The organism is Pseudomonas sp. PWP3-1b2 (assembly GCF_049896045.1).
Lineage (GTDB): Bacteria > Pseudomonadota > Gammaproteobacteria > Pseudomonadales > Pseudomonadaceae > Aquipseudomonas > Aquipseudomonas antarctica_B.
Genome location: NZ_JAFCTN010000008.1, coordinates 1 through 19,086 on the forward strand (window position 1 = coordinate 1; position 19,086 = coordinate 19,086).

21 protein-coding genes are annotated in these 19,086 nt (G+C 59.7%); 5 read left to right on the forward strand and 16 right to left on the reverse strand.

Annotation, left to right across the window (positions count from 1 at the left end; all coding sequences use genetic code 11):
* Positions 1-121: 121 nt before the first annotated feature.
* The 4 genes from ACP7A2_RS07530 to minC all read right to left on the reverse strand — a co-directional run bounded on the left by ACP7A2_RS07530 (position 122) and on the right by minC (position 2,862).
* Entirely contained in the window at positions 122-757 is a 636-nt protein-coding gene (locus ACP7A2_RS07530; RefSeq protein ID WP_426133704.1) for an RluA family pseudouridine synthase, read from the reverse strand.
* 96 nt (positions 758-853) lie between these two features.
* On the reverse strand, positions 854-1,108 hold the full coding sequence (gene minE / locus ACP7A2_RS07535; protein ID WP_003175252.1) for a cell division topological specificity factor MinE: 255 nt from the start codon (positions 1,106-1,108) through the stop codon (positions 854-856).
* Positions 1,109-1,111: 3 nt separating this feature from the next.
* On the reverse strand, positions 1,112-1,924 hold the full coding sequence (minD, locus tag ACP7A2_RS07540) for a septum site-determining protein MinD (RefSeq protein WP_017737535.1): 813 nt from the start codon (positions 1,922-1,924) through the stop codon (positions 1,112-1,114).
* A 200-nt stretch (positions 1,925-2,124) separates the two neighbouring features.
* A complete protein-coding gene (minC, locus tag ACP7A2_RS07545) occupies positions 2,125-2,862 on the reverse strand; it encodes a septum site-determining protein MinC (protein ID WP_426133824.1) in 738 nt (245 codons plus the stop codon).
* Between the two features lie 119 nt (positions 2,863-2,981).
* On the opposite strand from minC, the gene ACP7A2_RS07550 reads away from it, so the two are divergent.
* Entirely contained in the window at positions 2,982-3,917 is a 936-nt protein-coding gene (locus tag ACP7A2_RS07550; protein ID WP_426133705.1) for a lipid A biosynthesis lauroyl acyltransferase, read from the forward strand.
* 29 nt (positions 3,918-3,946) lie between these two features.
* Positions 3,947-5,095 carry a patatin-like phospholipase family protein gene (locus tag ACP7A2_RS07555; RefSeq protein ID WP_426133706.1) on the forward strand — a complete coding sequence of 383 codons (1,149 nt, stop codon included), beginning with the start codon at positions 3,947-3,949 and terminating at the stop codon, positions 5,093-5,095.
* Positions 5,096-5,203: 108 nt separating this feature from the next.
* Here ACP7A2_RS07555 and ACP7A2_RS07560 read toward each other — a convergent pair whose 3' ends face one another.
* From ACP7A2_RS07560 to puuE, 8 genes are all read right to left on the reverse strand, one after another.
* A complete protein-coding gene (locus ACP7A2_RS07560; protein ID WP_426133707.1) occupies positions 5,204-5,989 on the reverse strand; it encodes an outer membrane protein OmpK in 786 nt (261 codons plus the stop codon).
* A gap of 23 nt (positions 5,990-6,012) precedes the next feature.
* The gene (locus tag ACP7A2_RS07565; RefSeq protein WP_426133708.1) at positions 6,013-6,381 is read right to left on the reverse strand and encodes a hypothetical protein; all 369 of its coding nucleotides are present in this window, start codon (positions 6,379-6,381) and stop codon (positions 6,013-6,015) included.
* A 45-nt stretch (positions 6,382-6,426) separates the two neighbouring features.
* Complete coding sequence (locus ACP7A2_RS07570) at positions 6,427-7,770, reverse strand: nucleobase:cation symporter-2 family protein (RefSeq protein ID WP_426133709.1); 1,344 nt, start codon at positions 7,768-7,770, stop codon at positions 6,427-6,429.
* Positions 7,771-7,958: 188 nt separating this feature from the next.
* Positions 7,959-9,248: a urate hydroxylase PuuD gene (locus ACP7A2_RS07575; RefSeq protein WP_426133710.1), complete on the reverse strand. Its 1,290-nt coding sequence runs from the start codon at positions 9,246-9,248 to the stop codon at positions 7,959-7,961.
* Positions 9,249-9,299: 51 nt separating this feature from the next.
* Entirely contained in the window at positions 9,300-9,803 is a 504-nt protein-coding gene (locus ACP7A2_RS07580) for an ureidoglycolate lyase (protein WP_375070746.1), read from the reverse strand.
* Between the two features lie 118 nt (positions 9,804-9,921).
* Positions 9,922-10,917 (reverse strand): allantoicase, encoded by a 996-nt coding sequence (gene alc, locus ACP7A2_RS07585; RefSeq protein ID WP_426133711.1) that lies wholly within the window; start codon positions 10,915-10,917, stop codon positions 9,922-9,924.
* Between the two features lie 41 nt (positions 10,918-10,958).
* A complete protein-coding gene (uraD, locus tag ACP7A2_RS07590; protein ID WP_426133713.1) occupies positions 10,959-11,474 on the reverse strand; it encodes a 2-oxo-4-hydroxy-4-carboxy-5-ureidoimidazoline decarboxylase in 516 nt (171 codons plus the stop codon).
* Entirely contained in the window at positions 11,471-12,397 is a 927-nt protein-coding gene (gene puuE / locus ACP7A2_RS07595) for an allantoinase PuuE (protein WP_426133715.1), read from the reverse strand. Before puuE ends, uraD begins: the two co-directional genes overlap by 4 nt.
* A gap of 386 nt (positions 12,398-12,783) precedes the next feature.
* Between puuE and uraH the strand changes: the two genes are divergently transcribed.
* Positions 12,784-13,137 (forward strand): hydroxyisourate hydrolase, encoded by a 354-nt coding sequence (uraH, locus tag ACP7A2_RS07600; RefSeq protein ID WP_426133717.1) that lies wholly within the window; start codon positions 12,784-12,786, stop codon positions 13,135-13,137.
* 212 nt (positions 13,138-13,349) lie between these two features.
* Here the strand turns inward: uraH and ACP7A2_RS07605 are convergent, their stop codons facing one another.
* From ACP7A2_RS07605 to ACP7A2_RS07615, 3 genes are all read right to left on the reverse strand, one after another.
* The gene (locus tag ACP7A2_RS07605) at positions 13,350-13,982 is read right to left on the reverse strand and encodes a LysE family translocator (protein WP_426133719.1); all 633 of its coding nucleotides are present in this window, start codon (positions 13,980-13,982) and stop codon (positions 13,350-13,352) included.
* 12 nt (positions 13,983-13,994) lie between these two features.
* Positions 13,995-15,341 (reverse strand): NCS2 family permease, encoded by a 1,347-nt coding sequence (locus ACP7A2_RS07610; protein ID WP_426133721.1) that lies wholly within the window; start codon positions 15,339-15,341, stop codon positions 13,995-13,997.
* A gap of 374 nt (positions 15,342-15,715) precedes the next feature.
* The gene (locus ACP7A2_RS07615; protein ID WP_426133723.1) at positions 15,716-16,147 is read right to left on the reverse strand and encodes a MarR family winged helix-turn-helix transcriptional regulator; all 432 of its coding nucleotides are present in this window, start codon (positions 16,145-16,147) and stop codon (positions 15,716-15,718) included.
* 81 nt (positions 16,148-16,228) lie between these two features.
* On the opposite strand from ACP7A2_RS07615, the gene ACP7A2_RS07620 reads away from it, so the two are divergent.
* Entirely contained in the window at positions 16,229-17,395 is a 1,167-nt protein-coding gene (locus ACP7A2_RS07620) for a PLP-dependent aminotransferase family protein (RefSeq protein ID WP_426133724.1), read from the forward strand.
* Between the two features lie 10 nt (positions 17,396-17,405).
* Positions 17,406-18,008, forward strand: a complete 603-nt coding sequence (locus ACP7A2_RS07625) for a glutathione S-transferase family protein (RefSeq protein WP_348062388.1) — start codon at positions 17,406-17,408, stop codon at positions 18,006-18,008.
* Positions 18,009-18,129: 121 nt separating this feature from the next.
* Here the strand turns inward: ACP7A2_RS07625 and ACP7A2_RS07630 are convergent, their stop codons facing one another.
* A complete protein-coding gene (locus ACP7A2_RS07630; RefSeq protein ID WP_426133725.1) occupies positions 18,130-19,026 on the reverse strand; it encodes a LysR family transcriptional regulator in 897 nt (298 codons plus the stop codon).
* Positions 19,027-19,086 lie beyond the last annotated feature (60 nt).

Sequence of the window (19,086 nt, forward strand, 5' to 3'; positions counted from 1 at the left end):
CGAGTGGTGGGGCACAGACCTTTTGGTTACTTTTGGGGCGTTTGCCAAAAGTGACCCGCTGTAAGAGCGGAACCGATTTCAGCCGTTACCGCACCAACGGATATGTACCCAACCCAACCCCCTAAAACGGCGCCGAACACTCAAACCGCAACCGCTCCCCACTCTGCGGATGCGTAAAACTCAACATACTCGCATGCAGGCACAACCGTGGCCACGCAGCCAAAGCCTGCTCATGCGCATACAACCCATCCCCCAACAGCGGATGCCCGATCGACAGCATATGCACCCGCAGCTGGTGCGAGCGCCCGGTAATCGGCGTCAGCTCCACACGACACCAATCGCCACACCGCTCCAGCACCTTCCAGAAGGTCAGGGCATGTTTGCCAAACTCATAGTCGACCACATGACGCGGCTTGGTCGGCGGGTCGTAACGCAGGGGCAAGTCGATACTGCCGCTGTCCAGCTCAGGTTGACCCCAAGCCAGGGCGGTATAAGCCTTTTCCGTTTCACGGTCATGAAACTGACGCGACAGTTCGCGGTGGGAATCGGCGTCGCGGGCAAGCAGGATGATCCCGGAGGTTTCCCAATCCAGGCGATGGACGATGCGGGCTTCGGGGTAGCCGTTTTCCTGCAGGCGGGTGATCAGGCAGTCCTTGTTGTCATCGGCGCGGCCAGGCACCGAGAGCAGCAGGGTCGGCTTGTTCACCACCAGGACGGCGGCGTCCTCATGCAGGATATGGATATTGGACAGCGGCATTAAACAGCCTCGTAACAAACGCCAACGGCGGCTCGCTCACCCGGTTCCCGATAAGGGATCAAGGTGGCCGAGCCGCCGTGGCAACCGCCTTTTCGATTAACGATCAGGCAGTGTGATATTGAGTTCCAGAATCGAGCAGCTGCCGTCGTTTTCGAGGGCGACATGTACGTCGTCGTTACCGATATTGACGTACTTGCGGATCACCTCGACCAGTTCCTTCTGCAAGGCTGGCAGGTAGTCCGGCGTGCTGCGTTGGCCGCGTTCGTGCGCCACGATGATCTGTAGACGCTCTTTCGCTACCGACGCGGTACTTGGTTTTTTGTTGGCGCGAAAGAAGTCGAGAAATTTCATTGTTTAGTTGCCCCCAAAGATACGCTCGAAGAATCCCTTCTTCTTAACATCGAGGAAGCGATGTTCCACGGTCTTGCCCAGCAAGCGATCAACTGCATCGCTGTACGCTTGGCCGGCGTCGCTCTGGTCGTCAAGAATTACCGGGACGCCCTGGTTGGAAGCCTTCAGTACAGCCTGGGATTCCGGGATCACACCCAGCAGGGTCACTGCGAGGATGTCTTTGACGTCTTCAACGCCGAGCATTTCGCCATTGCTGACGCGCTCAGGGTTGTAACGGGTGAGCAGCAAGTGCTCCTTGATCGGATCTTCGCCTTTTTCGGCGCGCTGGGACTTGCTGGCCAGCAGGCCGAGCATGCGGTCCGAGTCACGTACCGAGGAGACTTCCGGGTTGGTCACGACGATGGCTTCGTCGGCGAAGTACATCGCCAGGTGAGCACCGGTTTCGATACCGGCCGGGGAGTCGCACACCACGTATTCGAACGTTTCTTTCAGCTCGGCGAGAACTTTGCCCACGCCTTCTTTGGTCAGCGCGTCTTTGTCACGGGTCTGGCTGGCGGCCAGCACGTACAGGTTCTCAAGGCGCTTGTCCTTGATCAGGGCCTGTTGCAGGTTGGCTTCGCCGTTTACCACGTTGACGAAGTCATACACCACGCGGCGTTCGCAGCCCATGATCAAATCGAGGTTACGCAAACCAACGTCGAAGTCGACGATAACTGTTTTGTGGCCGCGCAGTGCGAGGCCGGTACCGATAGCGGCGCTGGTGGTGGTCTTACCCACACCACCCTTGCCGGATGTAACCACGAGAATCTTGGCCAAGGTGTTTCACCCCTAAGGAAAAAGGACTTTTCGGTCCCTGAAAAACATCTCTTGAAACTCGCTGCAGGCGGACAGCCTTTGTAGGAAAGAATCTGGTTTGCGCGAGAAAAACGCCAACTTCCAATTATTCCTACGCAAGTCTTGCCGGTTTCGCTGTGCTATCAGAGTCTAGAGATGCTTGGAAAATGCGGCAGTATCCGTTAAAGACGGGTGATGTTCAACACATCGCCCGACAGGCTGACTTGGACCCCGGCCCCCCACAGCGGATCACGGCGCAAATCTTCTGAAACCTTGTACTGGCCTGCGATGGACACTAGCTCAGCGGTCAACTGCTGGCAAAAAATACGGGCCCTGGTATCACCCTTGATGCCGGCGAGGGCACGTCCGCGCATCGGGCCGTATACATGGATGTTTCCATCGGCGAGAAGTTCCGCGCCCGGGCTTACCGAAGCGATCACCACAAGGTCGCCGCCCTGGGCGTAAATTTGCTGCCCGCCGCGTACGGGGGAGGTGATGACCTTTGTAGGCTTGATCGTCGGTTCCGGCGGTTTTTCCGGTTTTTTCTTCAGTTCACCTTCCATCGGCTCGAGCGGACGCTCGCGGGCTCCGGACGGCGGCAGTACTGGCAGTTCAATAGCGATGGCTGCGGCGATATCTTCAATGCGGCTGGCGCGAATCGCCAGGGTGCGCAAACCGTGGGAACGGCAGACGCGCATCAAACCGGGCAAATCAATCGCGCCCTGGCCGGCCGGGAGTTTGTCCAGGGCCAGCACCAGCGGGGCATTGTTGAAAAAGTTCGGCGCCAGGGCGACCTTGGCGGCCAGTTGGCGGTCCAGGGCCTCGAGGTCATTGCGGGCCAGCTCCAGCACGGTGATGGCGAGCATGCTGCCTTTCAGCTGGAACACGGGATCTTGGTCTAGCGGTTCGGTTTGGCTCATGGTCGGCAAAAGCGGCTTGTCACGAAAAGTGTCGAGACTTATAACGAGAACATCCCCGGGCCGCAAGCCGAGTCGATCCGTTGTAGAATGCGCGGCCCTTGTCTTTACCGGAATCTGTAATGGATCGCCCGCGTTTTCGTGCTGCATTTCTTCACCCGCGTTTTTGGCTGCTATGGCTGGGGCTCGGCCTCCTGTGGCTGGTTACTCAGTTGCCGTATCGGGCGCTGTTGACCATTGGTCGATTACTCGGTGTCGGGATGTACCAAGTGGCCGGCGAGCGCCGCCGCATCGCCGCGCGCAACCTGGAGCTGTGCTTCCCGGAAAAATCCGCCAACGAGCGTAAACGCCTGCTCAAGGAAAACTTCGCGTCCACCGGCATCGCCTTTTTTGAAATGGCCATGAGCTGGTGGTGGTCACGTCAGCGCCTGGCGCGTCTGGCCCATGTGGAAGGCCTGGAACATCTCAAGCAGGCGCAGCTGGATGGCAAGGGCGTGATCCTGATGGCCCTGCATTTCACCACCCTGGAAATCGGCGCCGCCCTGCTTGGGCAAAAACATACCATCGATGGCATGTACCGCGAGCACGGCAACCCGTTGTTCGACTTCATCCAGCGCCGTGGCCGCGAGCGGCATAACCTGGACTCCCTGGCGGTTGAGCGTGACGACGTGCGAGGCATGCTCAAGCTGCTGCGCGCCGGTCGCGCTATCTGGTACGCACCGGACCAGGACTACGGCGCCAAGCAAAGTATTTTTGTGCCACTGTTTGGCATCCAGGCCGCGACTGTGCCCGCCACCAGTAAGTTTGCCAAGCTGGGCAAGGCGCTGGTCGTGCCGTTTACTCAACAGCGCCTGGCCGATGGCAGCGGTTACCGCCTGGTGATCCACCCGCCGCTGACTGACTTCCCGGGCGAAACCGATGAGATCGATTGCCTGCGCATCAATCAATGGGTTGAAGCCTCGGTACGCGACTGCCCCGAGCAATACCTGTGGACGCACCGCCGCTTCAAGAGCCGCCCACCGGGTGAGCCCAAGTTGTACGAAAAACGCCGTCGATAACACCTGTTTTCACTACATGGAGTGACGCAATGCGCCCAGCTGAACCGGTCACAGGCTTGATTCTTTCCGGCGGCGGGGCGCGGGCGGCGTATCAGGTGGGCGTGTTGGCGGCGATTGCCGAGCTGTTGCCGCCGGGGGCGCCGAATCCGTTTCCGGTAATCGTCGGCACCTCGGCCGGTGCGATCAACGCGGTGAGCCTGGCCAGTGGCGCACTGGATTTCACCGCGTCCATCGAACGGCTAACTGCGTTCTGGCAAGGCTTTCGCAGTCACTTGGTGTTGCGCAGCGATTGGCCCGGCGTGGTGCGCCAGGCGAGCCGCTTTTTAACCCACAGCCTGTTGGGCTTTGGCACGCAACTGCCGGTGGCGCTGCTGAACAGCTCGCCCTTGCGCGATTTACTCCACGACAAACTGCATCTGGAAGGCATCGACGAGGCCATTCGCCAGAACCGTCTGCACGCGGTGGCAGTCACGGCGTTCGGTTATGAGTCAGGGCAAGCGGTGACCTTTTATCAGGGCGGCGGCACCCTTGAACCCTGGCTGCGCCATCGGCGTATCGGGGTGCCCACGCAGCTGACGGTTGAGCACCTGCTGGCCAGTTCGGCGATTCCTTTGCTGTTTGCCCCGGTCAAACTTGGCCAGGAATATTTCGGCGACGGGGCCGTGCGTCAGTCGGCGCCGATCAGCCCTGCGTTGCACCTGGGCGCGAGTCGGGTGCTGGTGGTGGGCGTCAGTGGCAACCCACGAGGTAACGAGCCGTTGACCCAGCGCACCTACACCGGCCAGCAGCCGACGCTGGCGCAGATCGGTGGGCATATGCTCAACAGCACGTTCATTGACAGCCTAGAGAGTGATATCGAGCTGTTGGAGCGCTTGAACCACTTCAGCCACGTGCTGCCGGCCGATGCGGCCATTCAGGGCCTGGCACCGGTGGACGTGCTGGTGATTGCGCCGAGCCAGCCGATTGATGAAATCGCAGCGCGGCATCGTCAGGAATTGCCGGCGGCGTTGCGCGTGTTTCTGCGCGGGCCGGGGGCTACCAAAACGAGCGGGGCGGGGGTGTTGAGCTACCTGCTGTTCGAGGCGGGGTATTGCAGCGAGTTGATCGAGTTGGGGCGGCGTGATGCGATGGCCAAGCGTGAGGAATTGTCGAAATTCCTGGGGCTCACACCGAACTGAATGTGGGAGCTGGCTTGCCTGCGATAGCGGTGTGTCAGCCAACCTATGAGTCATAGGCAGATCGCTATCGCAGGCAAGCCAGCTCCCACAAGAGAGCGGCAGTGTTAGTTAGAAGTGGTATTTGACCAACAGGCTCGCCGTGTCCTGGTTAGTCTCAAACGCACCGCTGTCCTGAATCCCATACTTGTTCTTCCAGTAGTCGTATTCAATACCCACATACAACTGCTTGTCGCCCCAATGCAGCGCCTTGCCCAAGTCATATTTGACCTGTGGGTTGAAGTGCAAGTTGGCGTGGTAAGTACCACGAGCGTTTTTGTCGTTGTCCACCACCCAGTCCATGAAGCCGTCGATCAGCACATTCGAATTGCCCACCGGAATCGTGTACGACCACACCGGAGTGATCTGCCACACGCCGTCACCCGGCCGATTGCCTTCGGTCTGGCGCTGGTAGAAGTTCAACTGGAAGTAGTCGAACCCCGGGATGTTCAAGTCAAAGGCCGGGCCGAGCAGGTACGACTCGTTATCGCCCTCGCCGAACTCGTAAGTGAAGGCCAGCAATACATCTTTGATCGGGCCGAATGAAAGGTCTTTGTCGAAGATCTTGCCGAACGACAGGCGCGGGCTGAACTCACCGTAGTAAGTGCTTGGGCCGACGTTGCCATCTTCTTTGCCGTTATAAAAGATGCGGTCGACAAAGAAAAAGTTGTCGCCGTACTTCCACGCGTCAGCATGTTCGAAGGTGACGGTTTGCTGGATCTGCGGGTTGACGGTGAAGTTCTTGCCCCACAGATACGTCAGGCTGTTGTTCTGCCATTGCAACAAGTCACCGGCCACGGCTTGGCCACCGGCCAGCAGGGATCCCGCCAGCATCAGGCCTTTGAACATAGGTTTCATTCGGTTGCTCCCGAGTTAAAGTTTTATGGTTTTTCTTCTACGCAGGCGCTCTGGTGTGGCGCCTTTTGGTCAGCTGCAAAAATAGTCTGTTCGGTCAGCTTTAGTGCATTTAGCAAGAGCTGCGCCAAGGTGTTTAAAAAGCCAAAAAATCCCCGTCGGCTGCATAGGATGCAGTCGAATTCAGGGGACTTTTGCGCACTTTGGCCGCAGACATAAGGCCGGGATAAGTTGGCCTTGCAGTCAGCTTTTACATTCGCTGTTTTTTTTTGAGTCGATTCGAGCGGGCGCGGAGAATACTGGCTCTTATGCCTGGGCTCAAGTGCGCTGTAACAGAGCGCGTGGGGCGAGAATGGGGCACGGCTTGTGGCCGGCCCCAGGTGAATGGCGTGCATGTCGTGGTTCCCGGTTTCGTTATTGTTTTTGTAAGAACGAAGGAATCAATGCGTAGGAGCGACGGCAGGTCGTTCAGAGCCGCCGAGAATGTTGAACAGGATATTCAGCGACAACGCGCTGAGGGTGGCCATCGCGATGCCGCTGTGGGTAATCGGGCTCATCCACAACGGTAGCTGCGCGAAGAACTCCGGGCGCACTACCGGGATCAGGCCCATGCCGATGCTCACCGCCACCAGCAGCTGGTTACGCCGGTCGGCGATATCGGCTTCCTGCAGGATCTTGATCCCGGTGGCCGCCACCATGCCGAACATCGCAATCGCTGCACCGCCCAGCACCGCCGGTGGAATCGACGCCACCAGGTACGCAGCTTTGGGCAGCAGGCTCAGCACAATCAGAAAGGCCCCGGCCATGATCGTCACCGAGCGGCAGCGCACGCCGGTCATTTGCACCAGGCCGATGTTTTGCGCGAAGGAGGAGTGGGTAAACGTGTTGAAAAAACCGGCGAAGAACGACGCGCCGGCATCACACAACAAACCACGGCGCAGCATCTTTGGCGTGACATCCTGGCCGGTGATTTTGCCCAGCGCGAGGAACATCCCGGTGGATTCGACAAAGATGATCACCACCACCAGGCACATCGACAGGATTGGCGCCAACTCGAACCTGGGCATGCCGAAGTGCAACGGCGTCACCACCTGCAGCCACGGCGCCTGGGCCAGGCCGCTGAGGTCGACCATGCCAAGCAGGCCGCACAAGGCGTAACCCAGGCCCATGCCGACCAGTACCGAGATGTTCACCCAGAAGCCGCGCATGAAGCGGTTGATCAGCAAGATGGTGGCGAGTACCAGCGCGGCAATCGCCAGGTAGATCGGCGAACCAAACGTTGCAGCGGCACTGCCGCCACCGGCCCAGTTTACGGCGACCGGAAACAGCGAGAGGCCAATTGCGGTGATCACGGTGCCGGTTACCAACGGCGGGAAAAAGCGCACGATCTTGGACATGAACGGCGCGATCAGCATGCCGAAGAACCCGGCAGCGATGGTCGCGCCGAAAATGCCCTGCAAGCCGATACCGGGCATGCCGGCCATGGCGACCATGCTGCCGACGGCGGCGAAACTGGCGCCCATCATCACCGGCATGCGAATGCCCACCGGGCCGATGCCGAATGACTGCACCAGGGTGGCGATGCCGGCGACCAGTAGGTCGGCGTTGATGAGAAAGGCGATTTCTTCACGGCTCAGGCCGGCGGCCTGGCCAATAATCAGCGGCACGGCGACGGCGCCGCCGTACATCAGCAAGACGTGTTGCAGGCCTACCAGAATCAGTTGCAAGAGGGGCAGCCGCACCATGGCGGGCGCGGCAGGAGTCTGCGTTTCTAACGGGGACATGCAACACCTCGGATCTTTTTATTTTTGTGTTGTGTGGAATGCAATCTTCAAAACGCTGCAGGTCTCAAGTGTGGGAGCTGGCTTGCCTGCGATAGCAGTGTGTCAGCCACCGGATGGGTTGCTGACTTACCGCCATCGCAGGCAAGCCAGCTCCCACACAAGCACCTCCCACATTTGATCTGGAGCAGTCAGTTGGTGCGCGCCCCCTGGTTGATCCAGGTACCAATCAAATCCCGCTCCTGCTGGGTCATCTGGGTAATGTTGCCCAGCGGCATGATCTGGCTGGCCACGGCCTGCGCTTGAATGCGCGCGGCCTGCTGCTGGATCTGCACGGGCGTGTCGAACATCACCCCAGCTGGCGCGGTGCTGAACAGCGGGCTGGTCGGCTTGGCCGAATGGCAAACCGCGCAGCGTTCCTGGATAACCCCATGCACCTTCTCGAAATCAATCGTCGCCTGGGCAGGTGCCGCTGCTGGTGCAGCAGCAGGCGCAGCCGGAGCGGCAGGTTTCAAGCCACCGCCCAACGCGGTTTCCGGTAACGGCTGATATTCGATGGCCGCAGGTGCCTTGGCCACTTCCGCCACCGGCTTGGGGCCGGTCACATACGCCAGGCAAATCATCGCCAACGCGCCCACCGGCAAGGTCCACGCATACTTCTGGCTGTTATGCCGGGTGTTGAAGTAGTGACGCACCAACACCGCCGCCACCGCGATACCCGCCAGGATCAGCCAGTTGTATTGGCTGCCGTAGGTGCTCGGAAAGTGGTTGCTGATCATGATGAACAGCACCGGCAAGGTGAAGTAGTTGTTGTGACGCGAACGCAGCAAGCCTTTGGCCGGCAGTGCCGGGTCCGGCGTGCGGTTCTGCGCGATGGCCGCCACCAGCGCGCGCTGGGCGGGCATGATGATGCGGAACACGTTACCGACCATGATGGTGCCGATCACCGCACCCACGTGCAGGTACGCGCCACGGCCGCTGAACACCTTGCTGAAGCCATAAGCCGCCGCAATCAACAGCACAAACAGGATCAAACCGAGCAGGGCAGGGCGCTTGCCCAGGGCCGAGTCGCACAGGAAGGAGTAGATGAACCAGCCGGCAAACAGTGAGCCGATGCCCAGCAATACGCCTTCGGTGCCGCTGAGCGTGCTGCCGGGGGCGAGCAGGTACAGCGTGGGGTTGAGGTAGAACACCACGCACAGCAGCGCGACGCCCGACATCCAGGTGAAATAGGCTTCCCATTTGAACCAGTGCAGGTTGTCCGGCATGGTCGGTGGGGCCAGTTTGTATTTTTCCAGGTGGTAGATACCGCCACCGTGAATCGCCCACAAGTCACCGGCCAGGCCGTTTTTGGGGTTGACGCGGTTGAGGTTGTTTTCCAGCCAGACGAAATAGAAGGAAGCGCCGATCCACGCGACGCCAGTGATCATGTGAACCCAGCGTACGCTCAGGTTCAGCCATTCCAACAGATGTGCTTCCACAGTCTTTACCTCTCGCCTGTCACCCTTGTTGTCGGGTGATCCGGCCTTCTCTTATTGGTGGGGGGCGAGGATCAACCGCTCATCCTCTTTGAAAAAATGCTCATCGCAGTTATTGCCTGTGCCACTGCGATCAACCACCAGGAAGTCATCCCGCTTTTCGATCGTCAGCACCGGGTGGTGCCAAACGCCGCGATGGTAATTAATGCCCTGCCTGCCGTTGGTAACGAAGGCGCGGACCAAGCCTGATACAGGTGCATCGCCAAGGGGCGCGACCACGATCAGAAAGGGGTTGCCGAGCAGCGGTATAAACGCCTGGCTGCCCAGCGGGTGTCGCTCCAGCATGCACACGGTCAGCGGCATGTCCTGCGCGTCGGCGCGGAAGATGCTGATGATTGCGTTGTCTTCCGGCGTGGCGGTTTGGACCGTCGCCAGTTTATGAAAACGCATGGTCGACCCGTTGTTGATCATGAAGTGATCGCTGCCATCGGTTTCGATAACGTCTCCGAAAGGGGCGAAGGCTTCTTTGGTCAGGGGTTCGATCATCAGTGTGCGCATGGCTGTCTCTTATCCGGATTCTGTGTTGTTTGAACTATTGTCATCGCAGGCAAGCCAGCTCCCACCCTGGAATGCATTCCCCTGTGGGAGCTGGCTTGCCTGCGATCGGGTTCAGCGCTTACTTGACGACCTTGCCCAACACTCGCAGGCGACTCACACCCCCATCCGGGAACACGTTCAGGCGGATGTGGGTAATCGGCCCCAGCGCCTTGATCTGCTCGGCGAAGGTGTGTTCGGCGTGCATTTCCAGTTTCTGCGCTGGCAGCAGTTCGCGCCAGAACAGTGATTGGGTTTCGATCTGGCTGTCGGTGCCGCCCTTCACGAACGCGCCCTGGATGGAGCATGTGTCCGGGTAGTTGCCCTTGAAGTGCAGAGTGTCGACGATGATCTTCTCGATCTCGCCAGGGTGGCCCAGCGCGACGATCACCCAGTCATTGCCCGGCGTACGACGACGCGCGGTTTCCCAGCCGTCGCCCATGTTGATGCCACGGCCCGGGTTGAGAATGTTGCTCATGCGGCCGAAGTGTTCATCGGAGCAGGCCAGTGCGCGGCCACCGTTGAGGGCCGAGGCCAGGTCGACTTGTTCGTTGTCGCCCACTGAGGACCAGTCGCGGAACGGCACGCCGTACACACGCAAACGCGCCACGCCGCCATCCGGGTAGATGTTGAAACGCAGGTGGCTGTAAGCCTGGTCGTTGTTGATCTCGTGGTAATGATGGCTGTTGCCCTGCAGCTCGACGGCCGACAGCACTTCCACCCACTGGGTGTTTTCATCCGGGTCGCCCGAGGCCAGGAAGCAGGCTTCCAGGGAGGCCGACGGCGGGTAGTTGCCGGTGAAGAATGAAGTGTCGATGTCCACGCCTTTGATCGAGCCCGGTACGCCCAGGCGGATCACCGCGCTGTCGTAGCCTTCGAAGCGCTTGCGGCGCGACTCCCAGCCGTCCATCCACTTGCCGTTGTCATCGAAAACGCCCTCCTTCCACACGGCCGGGGTCGGCTGGAACAGGCGGTTGGCGTCAGCGAACCAGTCATCGGTCACCGAAAGGATCTTGGTGCCCAGACGGGCGTCGGCCAGGTTGACGAACTTCTCGAAAGGTACGGCGTAAGCTTTCATTCTTCTTGTCTGCCTTGGATAGAGTGGCTGGGGATGGTCATTCAGAGGGTCAGTAATCGGAACAACGCGATCTTGTTGATCTCGGCCAGCGCGCAGTTGAACTCGGCGTCTGCCGAGTGGTGGATGCGCGTTTCGAACGCGGCGAGGATCTGATGCCGGTTGCTGCCTTTTACCGCCATGATGAAGGGAAACTTGAACTTGGCTTTGTAGGCATCGTTCAGCTCGGTGAAGCGTGAGAACTCTTCGGCCGTGCATTGGTGAATACCCGCGCCGGCTTGTTCATCGGTGCTGGCTTGGGTCAATTGGCCCTGGACGGCAGCTTTGCCGGCCAGGTCCGGGTGAGCATTGATCAGGGCCAGTTGGCTGGCATGATCGGCGCTCAACAGGATGTCGCTCATGCGCTGGTGCAGGGTTTCGATCTCATCGATCGAGCTGTCCTGGCCCAGGTCGAAGGCCTTTTCGGCCACCCATGGAGAATGTTCGTAGATGTCGGCGAAGGCTGCGACGAATTCATCGCGGCTCAGGGTCGACGGCTTGAGGGTGTGAAACGCAGTCATTTCGCTGCTCCCGTGTACGGGTGGGTTTGGTGCCAGTGACGGGCAATGTCGACGCGGCGAGTGAACCACACCTGCTCAAAGCTTTTGGCGTATTCGATAAACCGTTTCAAGGCGGCGAGGCGGGCAGGGCGGCCGATCAGGCGGCAATGCAGGCCGATGGAAAGCATTTTCGGCGCCTCGGCCCCTTCGGCGTAGAGCACGTCAAAGGCGTCCTTGAGGTAGTCGAAAAAGTCATCACCCTTGTTGAAACCCTGCACCTGGGTGAAGCGCATGTCGTTGGTGTCCAGGGTGTAGGGGATCACCAGGTGCGGCTTGCCGGTGGGGTTGTTGGGTTCCCAGTAGGGCAGGTCATCGTCGTAGGTGTCGCAGTCATACAGGAAGCCGCCTTCCTCCATCACCAACCGGCGCGTGTTGGGGCCGGTGCGGCCGGTGTACCAGCCCAACGGGCGTTCGCCGGTCAGCTCGGTGAGGATGCGGATGGCTTCGAGCATGTGCTCGCGTTCCTCGGCCTCGTCCATGTACTGGTAGTCAATCCAGCGGTAACCGTGGCTGCAGATCTCATGGCCCGCATCGACCATGGCGCGGATCACGTCCGGGTGGCGCTGGGCGGCCATGGCCACGGCGAAGACGGTCAGCGGGATATCGAATTGCTTGAACAACTTGAGGATGCGCCACACGCCGGCACGGCTGCCGTATTCGTACAGTGACTCCATGCTCATGTTGCGCGCGCCTTGCAGCGGCTGGGCCGAGACCATTTCCGAGAGGAAGGCTTCGGACTCTTTATCGCCGTGCAAAATGTTGCGCTCACCGCCTTCTTCGTAGTTGAGTACGAACGACAGCGCGATGCGTGCCTTGCCCGGCCAGTGGGGGTGAGGAGGGTTACTGCCGTAACCGATCAGGTCGCGTGGGTAGTCAGCGCTCACTGCAGTCTTCCTTCTTGTTCGTGATCATTCATGTGGCGGCCAGGGGATGAAATGACCGGGTGGCGTCACAGCGATGAGTGATTGTATACAACTTATCGACGACTTTGTAAGCCTGCATTTCTGGATTTTTTCCATAAACCCCTCTGTGAATGGTCTAGCAAGAAACTTGCCTGACTGGTCAGTAAATGGAAAAAAGGTCTTTTAAAAGCAAGGATTACTCATCATTTGCTCTGTGGAGCATCGCAGGAAAGCAGATCCACAGTTTTGTAATTTTTATTGTGTACAATTTTTTTAAAAAGTGTCTTAATCAGCCATCGCCGGCTTTTTTGATGCTCTGAAAAAGTGCGGACTTCTTATCTACTGACTTCGGGAGGCGCGTAGACGCCATGGGACGTTTGACCACACACGTTTTGGACGCCGCACACGGCTGCCCTGGCAGCGCAATCAAGGTTGAGCTGTACCGCGTCGACGGTGCGCAGCTCGAACTGGTTGCTGCCACGGTGACCAACAGCGACGGCCGTTGCGACGCGCCACTGCTGCAAGGCGATGACTACCGCAGCGGTGTGTACCAACTGCAATTCAGCGCCGGCGACTATTACCGCGCCCGTGGCGTGCAATTGCCCGAACCGGCTTTTCTGGATGTGGTGGTACTGCGCTTCGGCATCAGCGCCGAACAGGATCATTACCATGTCCCGCTACTGATTTCGCCTTACAGCTACTCCACTTATCGCGGTAGCTGAGCGTCACCTCGCTTCACACCCCCAAAGCTCTTCGTTGGTTTTTTGCCCGCCCACACTGCGGGCTTTTTTTTGCGTGTCGTTCGCGCGTGGCCGTCCCTTGCGCCAGCGGCACAGACGGCCTTTATCCGCGCAGTCAGAGACTGCGCGGCGCGGTGGATAGGGAGAAATGGCGGAGCGGGAAGGGCGACGCTGCACGCTTTTACAACGTCAAATCAGGCTCTCGCCCTCATCAGCGACACCAGGCCAGCACAGCCGAACAAGCCGGCACTGACGCGGTTGAACCAACTCTGGCCCTTGCCGGTGCGCAGGTAGCGCGCCGCAGCGTGGGCGCCAAGGCCGTAGGCGAGCTTGCACAGCAGGTCGAGCAGGGTCCAGGTCACGATCATGACCAACAATTGCGGGAGGAACGGCAGGTCGTTGCTGAGAAACTGCGGCAGGAAGGCGGCAAAGAACAGAATGTCCTTGGGGTTGCTCGCGCCCAGTACGAAGGCGCGGCCAAACAAGGCCCGAAAACGCGGCGTGGCGGCGGCCTGAGGCACCACCGCGCCCTGAGACGGTTGACGCGATTGCTGCCAACTCTGCCATGCGAGGTAAAACAAGTAGAGGGCGCCGACAATCTTCAGCGCGCTGAACAGCTGTTCGGAGGCCAGCAACAGTGCGCCCAGACCCAGTGCCGAGGCGCTCAACAAACAGATCGAGGCAAACACCCCGCCGAGAAACGCTGGATAGGCGCGGCGCAGCCCAAAATTGAGGCTGTTGCTGATCATCAGCAACGACAGCGGGCCGGGGATCAGAATCACGATCAATGCAGCGCCACTGAACAGCAACCAGGTTTCCAGCGTCATGCCTTACTCCTTCTACAAAAATATGAATTTGGCGATAAAGATCGCGCACAGCACCCACAAACTGACTGAAATTTCGCGGTATTTGCCGGTACCGGCCTTGAGCGCCACATACGTGATAAAACCCAGGGCGATACCGTCGGCGACCGAGAACGTCAGCGGCATCATGATCGCAGTGACAATCGCCGGAATGCTGTCGGTTGCTTCATCCCAGTTGATATGCGCCATGCTCGCCATCATCAGCATGGCGACGTAAATCAGCGCACCCGCTGTGGCGTACGCCGGGATCATCCCCGCCAGCGGTGCAAAGAACATCGCGGCCACAAACAGAATGCCCACGGTGACAGCCGTGAGCCCGGTGCGACCGCCAGCGGCCACGCCAGCAGCACTTTCCACGTAGCTGGTAACCGGCGGCACGCCCACCATGGCACCGAACACACTGGAAGCACTGTCGGCTTTCAACGCGCGCGACAGGTTATCGATTTTGCCGTCAGCGTTGACCAGCCCGGCGCGCTGCGCGACGCCCATCAGTGTACCTGCGGTGTCGAACATGTGTACAAAAAGAAAGGCAAACACAACGCTGATCATGCTGACATTGAATACACCTTTAACGTCCATGGCCATCCATGTGGGCGCCAGGCTCGGCGGGGCGGAGAGGATGCCGTTGTAATGCACCAGGCCCAGGCCCCAACCGGCGAGGGTCACGGCGATGATGCTGATCAGGATGGCGCCGAACACCCGGTGGTAGCTGAGGATGGCGATCAACAGGAAGCACACGGCGGCGAGCAAGGGCGCCGGTTCATGCAGCGAACCGAGCTTGATCAGGGTTGCCGGGCTGTCAACGATAATGCCCGCAGTCTTCAGGCCGATCACACCGAGGAACAAACCGACACCTGCGCCCATGGCATGGCGCAGGCTCACGGGAATGCTGTTGAGCAGCCATTCACGCACGCGGGACAGGGTCAGGCCCATAAACAGCACGCCGGAAATGAACACTGCACCCAGCGCGGTTTCCCAGGTGTAACCCATGGTGCCGACCACGGTGTAAGTAAAAAAAGCGTTCAGGCCCATGCCCGGCGCCAGGCCGACTGGCCAGTTGGCGTACAGGCCCATCAGCAGGCAACCCAGTGCCGCCGCGATGCAGGTGGCGACAAACGCCGCGCCGTGATCAATGCCGGCGTCGGCCATGATGTTCGGGTTGACGAAGATGATGTAGGCCATGGTGATAAAAGTCGTGAGGCCAGCGATCAGCTCGGTCTTCACTGTGGTGCCATGCAAGCTGAGTTTGAACAGGCGTTCCAGCCAACTGTTGTTGGGCCGGGCGATTTCCAGCGTAGGGGCTTCGGATTTGCGGCTTTCCACAGCGAGTACTCCTCAGGAGTTTTATTGTTATTTCCAGCGCCGGTCACATCAGTGGGCAACAGCGCTTTGAGGTACTGGCGGGTTTTGTTGACCAAAAGGTCAGGAACTCGCACGAAGCGAATTATGCTTTTGTATACAAATAAAGCAAATAATGTTTTCGATTATGTGCGCGAAAGGGGATGAAAGGCTGATTCAAAAGGTGTTGTGGCGAGCGGGCTTGCCCCGCGTTGGGCTGCGAAGCAGCCCCAAAACCTGCTACCGAGTTTTTACTGAAAGAATGGAGTGCCTGGATCAGGGCCGCTTCGCGCCCCAACGCGGGGCAAGCCCGCTCGCCACAACAAGCCCGCTCGCCACAACAGCGAGCGCTGCACCCATCAAGGGTTGGCGAGTGCCTGATTGACCGCCAGCCATCCCGCCACTGCCTCTTCCCCGGCGTCTGCGAAGGCGCGCTGCAACAACTTCACCTGTTCACGGCGCAGTGACTGCTCGAAACGCAGGCCTTCGTCGCTCAGTTCCAGCAGGCGTTTGCGCTTGTCGGTCTCGGACGCAACGCTGCTCACCAAGTGCATTTCCTGCAGTTGGCGTAACGGCATGTTCAGTGCCTGCTTGCTCACGCCGAGCAATTCCAGCAGTTGCTTCACGCTCAGGGCCGGGTAACGCGCGATGAAAAATACGATGCGCTGGTGCACACGGCTGAGGCCACGGCGCTCGAGCATTTCGTCGGCCTTGGCGGTGAACGCCTGGTAGCCGAAGAAAAACGCTTCCATGGCTTGCTGCTGGCTGGTCGGGTTTTTAAGGTCAAGCATGTTGACGTATCCCCTGAGGTCGTCGTAATTTCGGTCAACCAGTTTGACGTATTTCCCACAGGCTTCGCTACCGGTGACCTTATGGCCTTCTCAGAACGTGTTACGCGCCTCAAAAGCTCCTTGATCCGTGAAATCCTCGCGGCGGCCCAGCGTCCGGAAGTGATGTCGTTCGCCGGTGGCCTGCCGGCCGAAGCCATGTTGCCCGCGCTCAACTGGGATGGCATGCCGCCGAACATCGGCCAATACGGCATGAGCGAAGGCGAGCCGCAGCTGCGTGAACTGCTCGCCGTCGAAGCGCGCGCCTTGGGTATTCCCTGCCAGGCCAGCCAGGTGCTGGTGGTCAGCGGCTCGCAGCAAACCCTGGACCTGGCGGCCAAGCTGTACATCGATAAAGGCACGCAGATTCTGCTCGAAGGCCCGACCTACCTGGCGGCGTTGCAGATCTTCCAGCTGTTTGGCGCCGATTGCCTCACCGTGCAACTGGAAGCCGACGGCCCGAACCTGGCAGCCTTGCGCACCGGCCTCGAACGCCATCGCCCGGCTTTCATCTACTTGATCCCGACCTTCCAGAACCCGTCAGCCGTGCGTTACAGCGAAGCCAAGCGTGCAGCCGTCGCCGCCTTGCTCGATGAATTCGAGGTGACCCTGATCGAAGACGAGCCCTACCGCGAGCTGACGTTTGACGGCGCCAGTGCGCAGCCGATTGCCGGGCGCCTGAAAAAAGCCAGCTGGATCTACACCGGCACGGTGTCCAAAACCCTGCTGCCGGGCCTGCGGGTCGGTTACCTGATTGCCAGCCCCGACCTGTATCCACACCTGTTAAAACTCAAGCAATCGGCCGACCTGCACACCAACCGCGTGGGCCAGTGGCAAGCCATGCAGTGGATCGGCACCGAGACTTATCAGAATCATTTGGTTGAGCTGCGCAGTTTTTACCGCGAGCGTCGCGATGCCTTCCAGTCCGCGCTGGAGCTTCATTTCGGCGACCTGGCCGACTGGCAGACACCCCAAGGCGGTTTATTCTTCTGGCTGACCTTGAAACAGCCGCTGGATACCCGCACCTTGTTGGCTCCAGCGCTCGACAGGAACGTCGCGTTCATGCCCGGTGAACCGTTCTTTTCCGAGCCGGACCGGCACCTGGGTTCGTTCCGGCTGAATTTCAGCCACATCGACCCGGCCCGTTTGGACGAAGGTCTCAAACGCCTGGCCGCAGTGGTCCGTCAAGCACAGCACGCGAGAGCGGCATAAGGGGAGCCCCATGTACAAGGTTTATGGCGATTACAAGTCGGGCAACTGCTACAAGGTCAAATTGATGCTCAACCTGCTGGGCATCCCGTATCAATGGATCGATGTCGACATCCTCAAGGGTGACACGCAGACCGCCGAATTCCTGGCCAAAAACCCCAACGGCAAGATCCCGGTGCTGGAGCTGGAAGACGGCACCTGCCTGTGGGAGTCCAACGCGATTCTGAACTTCCTCGCCGATGGCAGCGAGTTTCTGCCGGGCGAGCCGCGCCTGCGCACACAAGTGTTGCAGTGGCAGTTCTTCGAGCAATACAGCCACGAGCCGTATATCGCCGTGGCGCGGTTTATCCAGTTCTACCTGAACATGCCGGAAGATCGCCTTGAGGAATACAAAACCACCCACAAGGGCGGTTACAAGGCGTTGAGGGTCATGGAGCGTCAGCTGCAAGCCACGCCGTATCTGGTGGGCGAGCAGTATTCGATTGCGGACATTGCGTTGTATGCCTACACGCACGTGGCGCATGAGGGCGGGTTTGACCTGGCGCCGTATCCGGCTGTGCAGGCTTGGTTGGCGCGAGTGGCCAGTCATCCAAAACATATAGCGATGCTGGACTGACTCACTCGGTCAAACCTGTGGGAGCTGGCTTGCCTGCGATAGCATCACCCCGGTGTAACTGATACACCGAGGTGTCTGCATCGCGGGCAAGCCCGGCTCCCACACAAGCCCGCTCCCACATTTAGCTTGGTGTTGTGTCAGACAGTTCTTCCCTGAGCAGGTCGAAGCAGCGCTGTGCCGCCGGGCTGAGTCCCATCCCGCTGCGACTGATCAACCCAATCTCCCGGTTGACGCCTGGATGGTCGATCGCGATGCGCACCAACCCCTCCAAACTGTCCGCCGCCGACTCCGGCAGCACACTGATCCCCAACCCCTGGCGCACCAGTGCCAGCACCGTCGACATGTAATTCGCCTCCATCCCGGCGTTCATCGTTAGCCGCGTTTCATCAAACAGCGCCTCCACGTGTTCGCGCACGCTGCTGTCGCGTCCGGTGAGGATGATCGGCTGGTCGGCCAGTTGCTCCAGCGTCAATGCAGTGTGCCGGGTAAGGGGATGATCCAGCGGCACGAAGGCGCACAGCCGATCATTCAGCACGGGCAAAAACTCCAGGCCATGGCTCAGCCGTGCACGCACGCCGATGCCGAAATCCACTTCGCCGGAGCGCACCTGGGCATGAATCCGGTGGGCGACCAGGTCGTGCAGGCGCACTTCGATGCCGGCAAAGCGTTCGCGAAACAGGCGCAACGCCGGGGGCAGGGCTCCGGCGCACACCGAGGGCAGGGCGGCAATGGTGACCACGCCCCGGCGCAACTGCGCCAGGTCGCGCGAACCGGTGACGATGTTGTCCAGGTCCAGCAGCAGTTTTTCCATGGGGCCACGCGCCTCCTGGCCGGCGACGGTGATGCTCACGTGGCGCGGGCTGCGGTCGAGCAGCGCGACGCCGAGCCAGTCTTCGAGTTGCTGCACCTGCACGGTCAGCGCCGAGGGCGAGAGGTGCAGCTCGTTGGCGGCTTTGGTGAAGCTGCCGGTGCGGGCGACGGCAAGGAACGCCTGAATATGTTGGATACTGTTCTTCATTTTGTTTTTCCGAACGTGATCGGCTGAATATTCCAATTTACAAAGACTAACGCGGTTCCA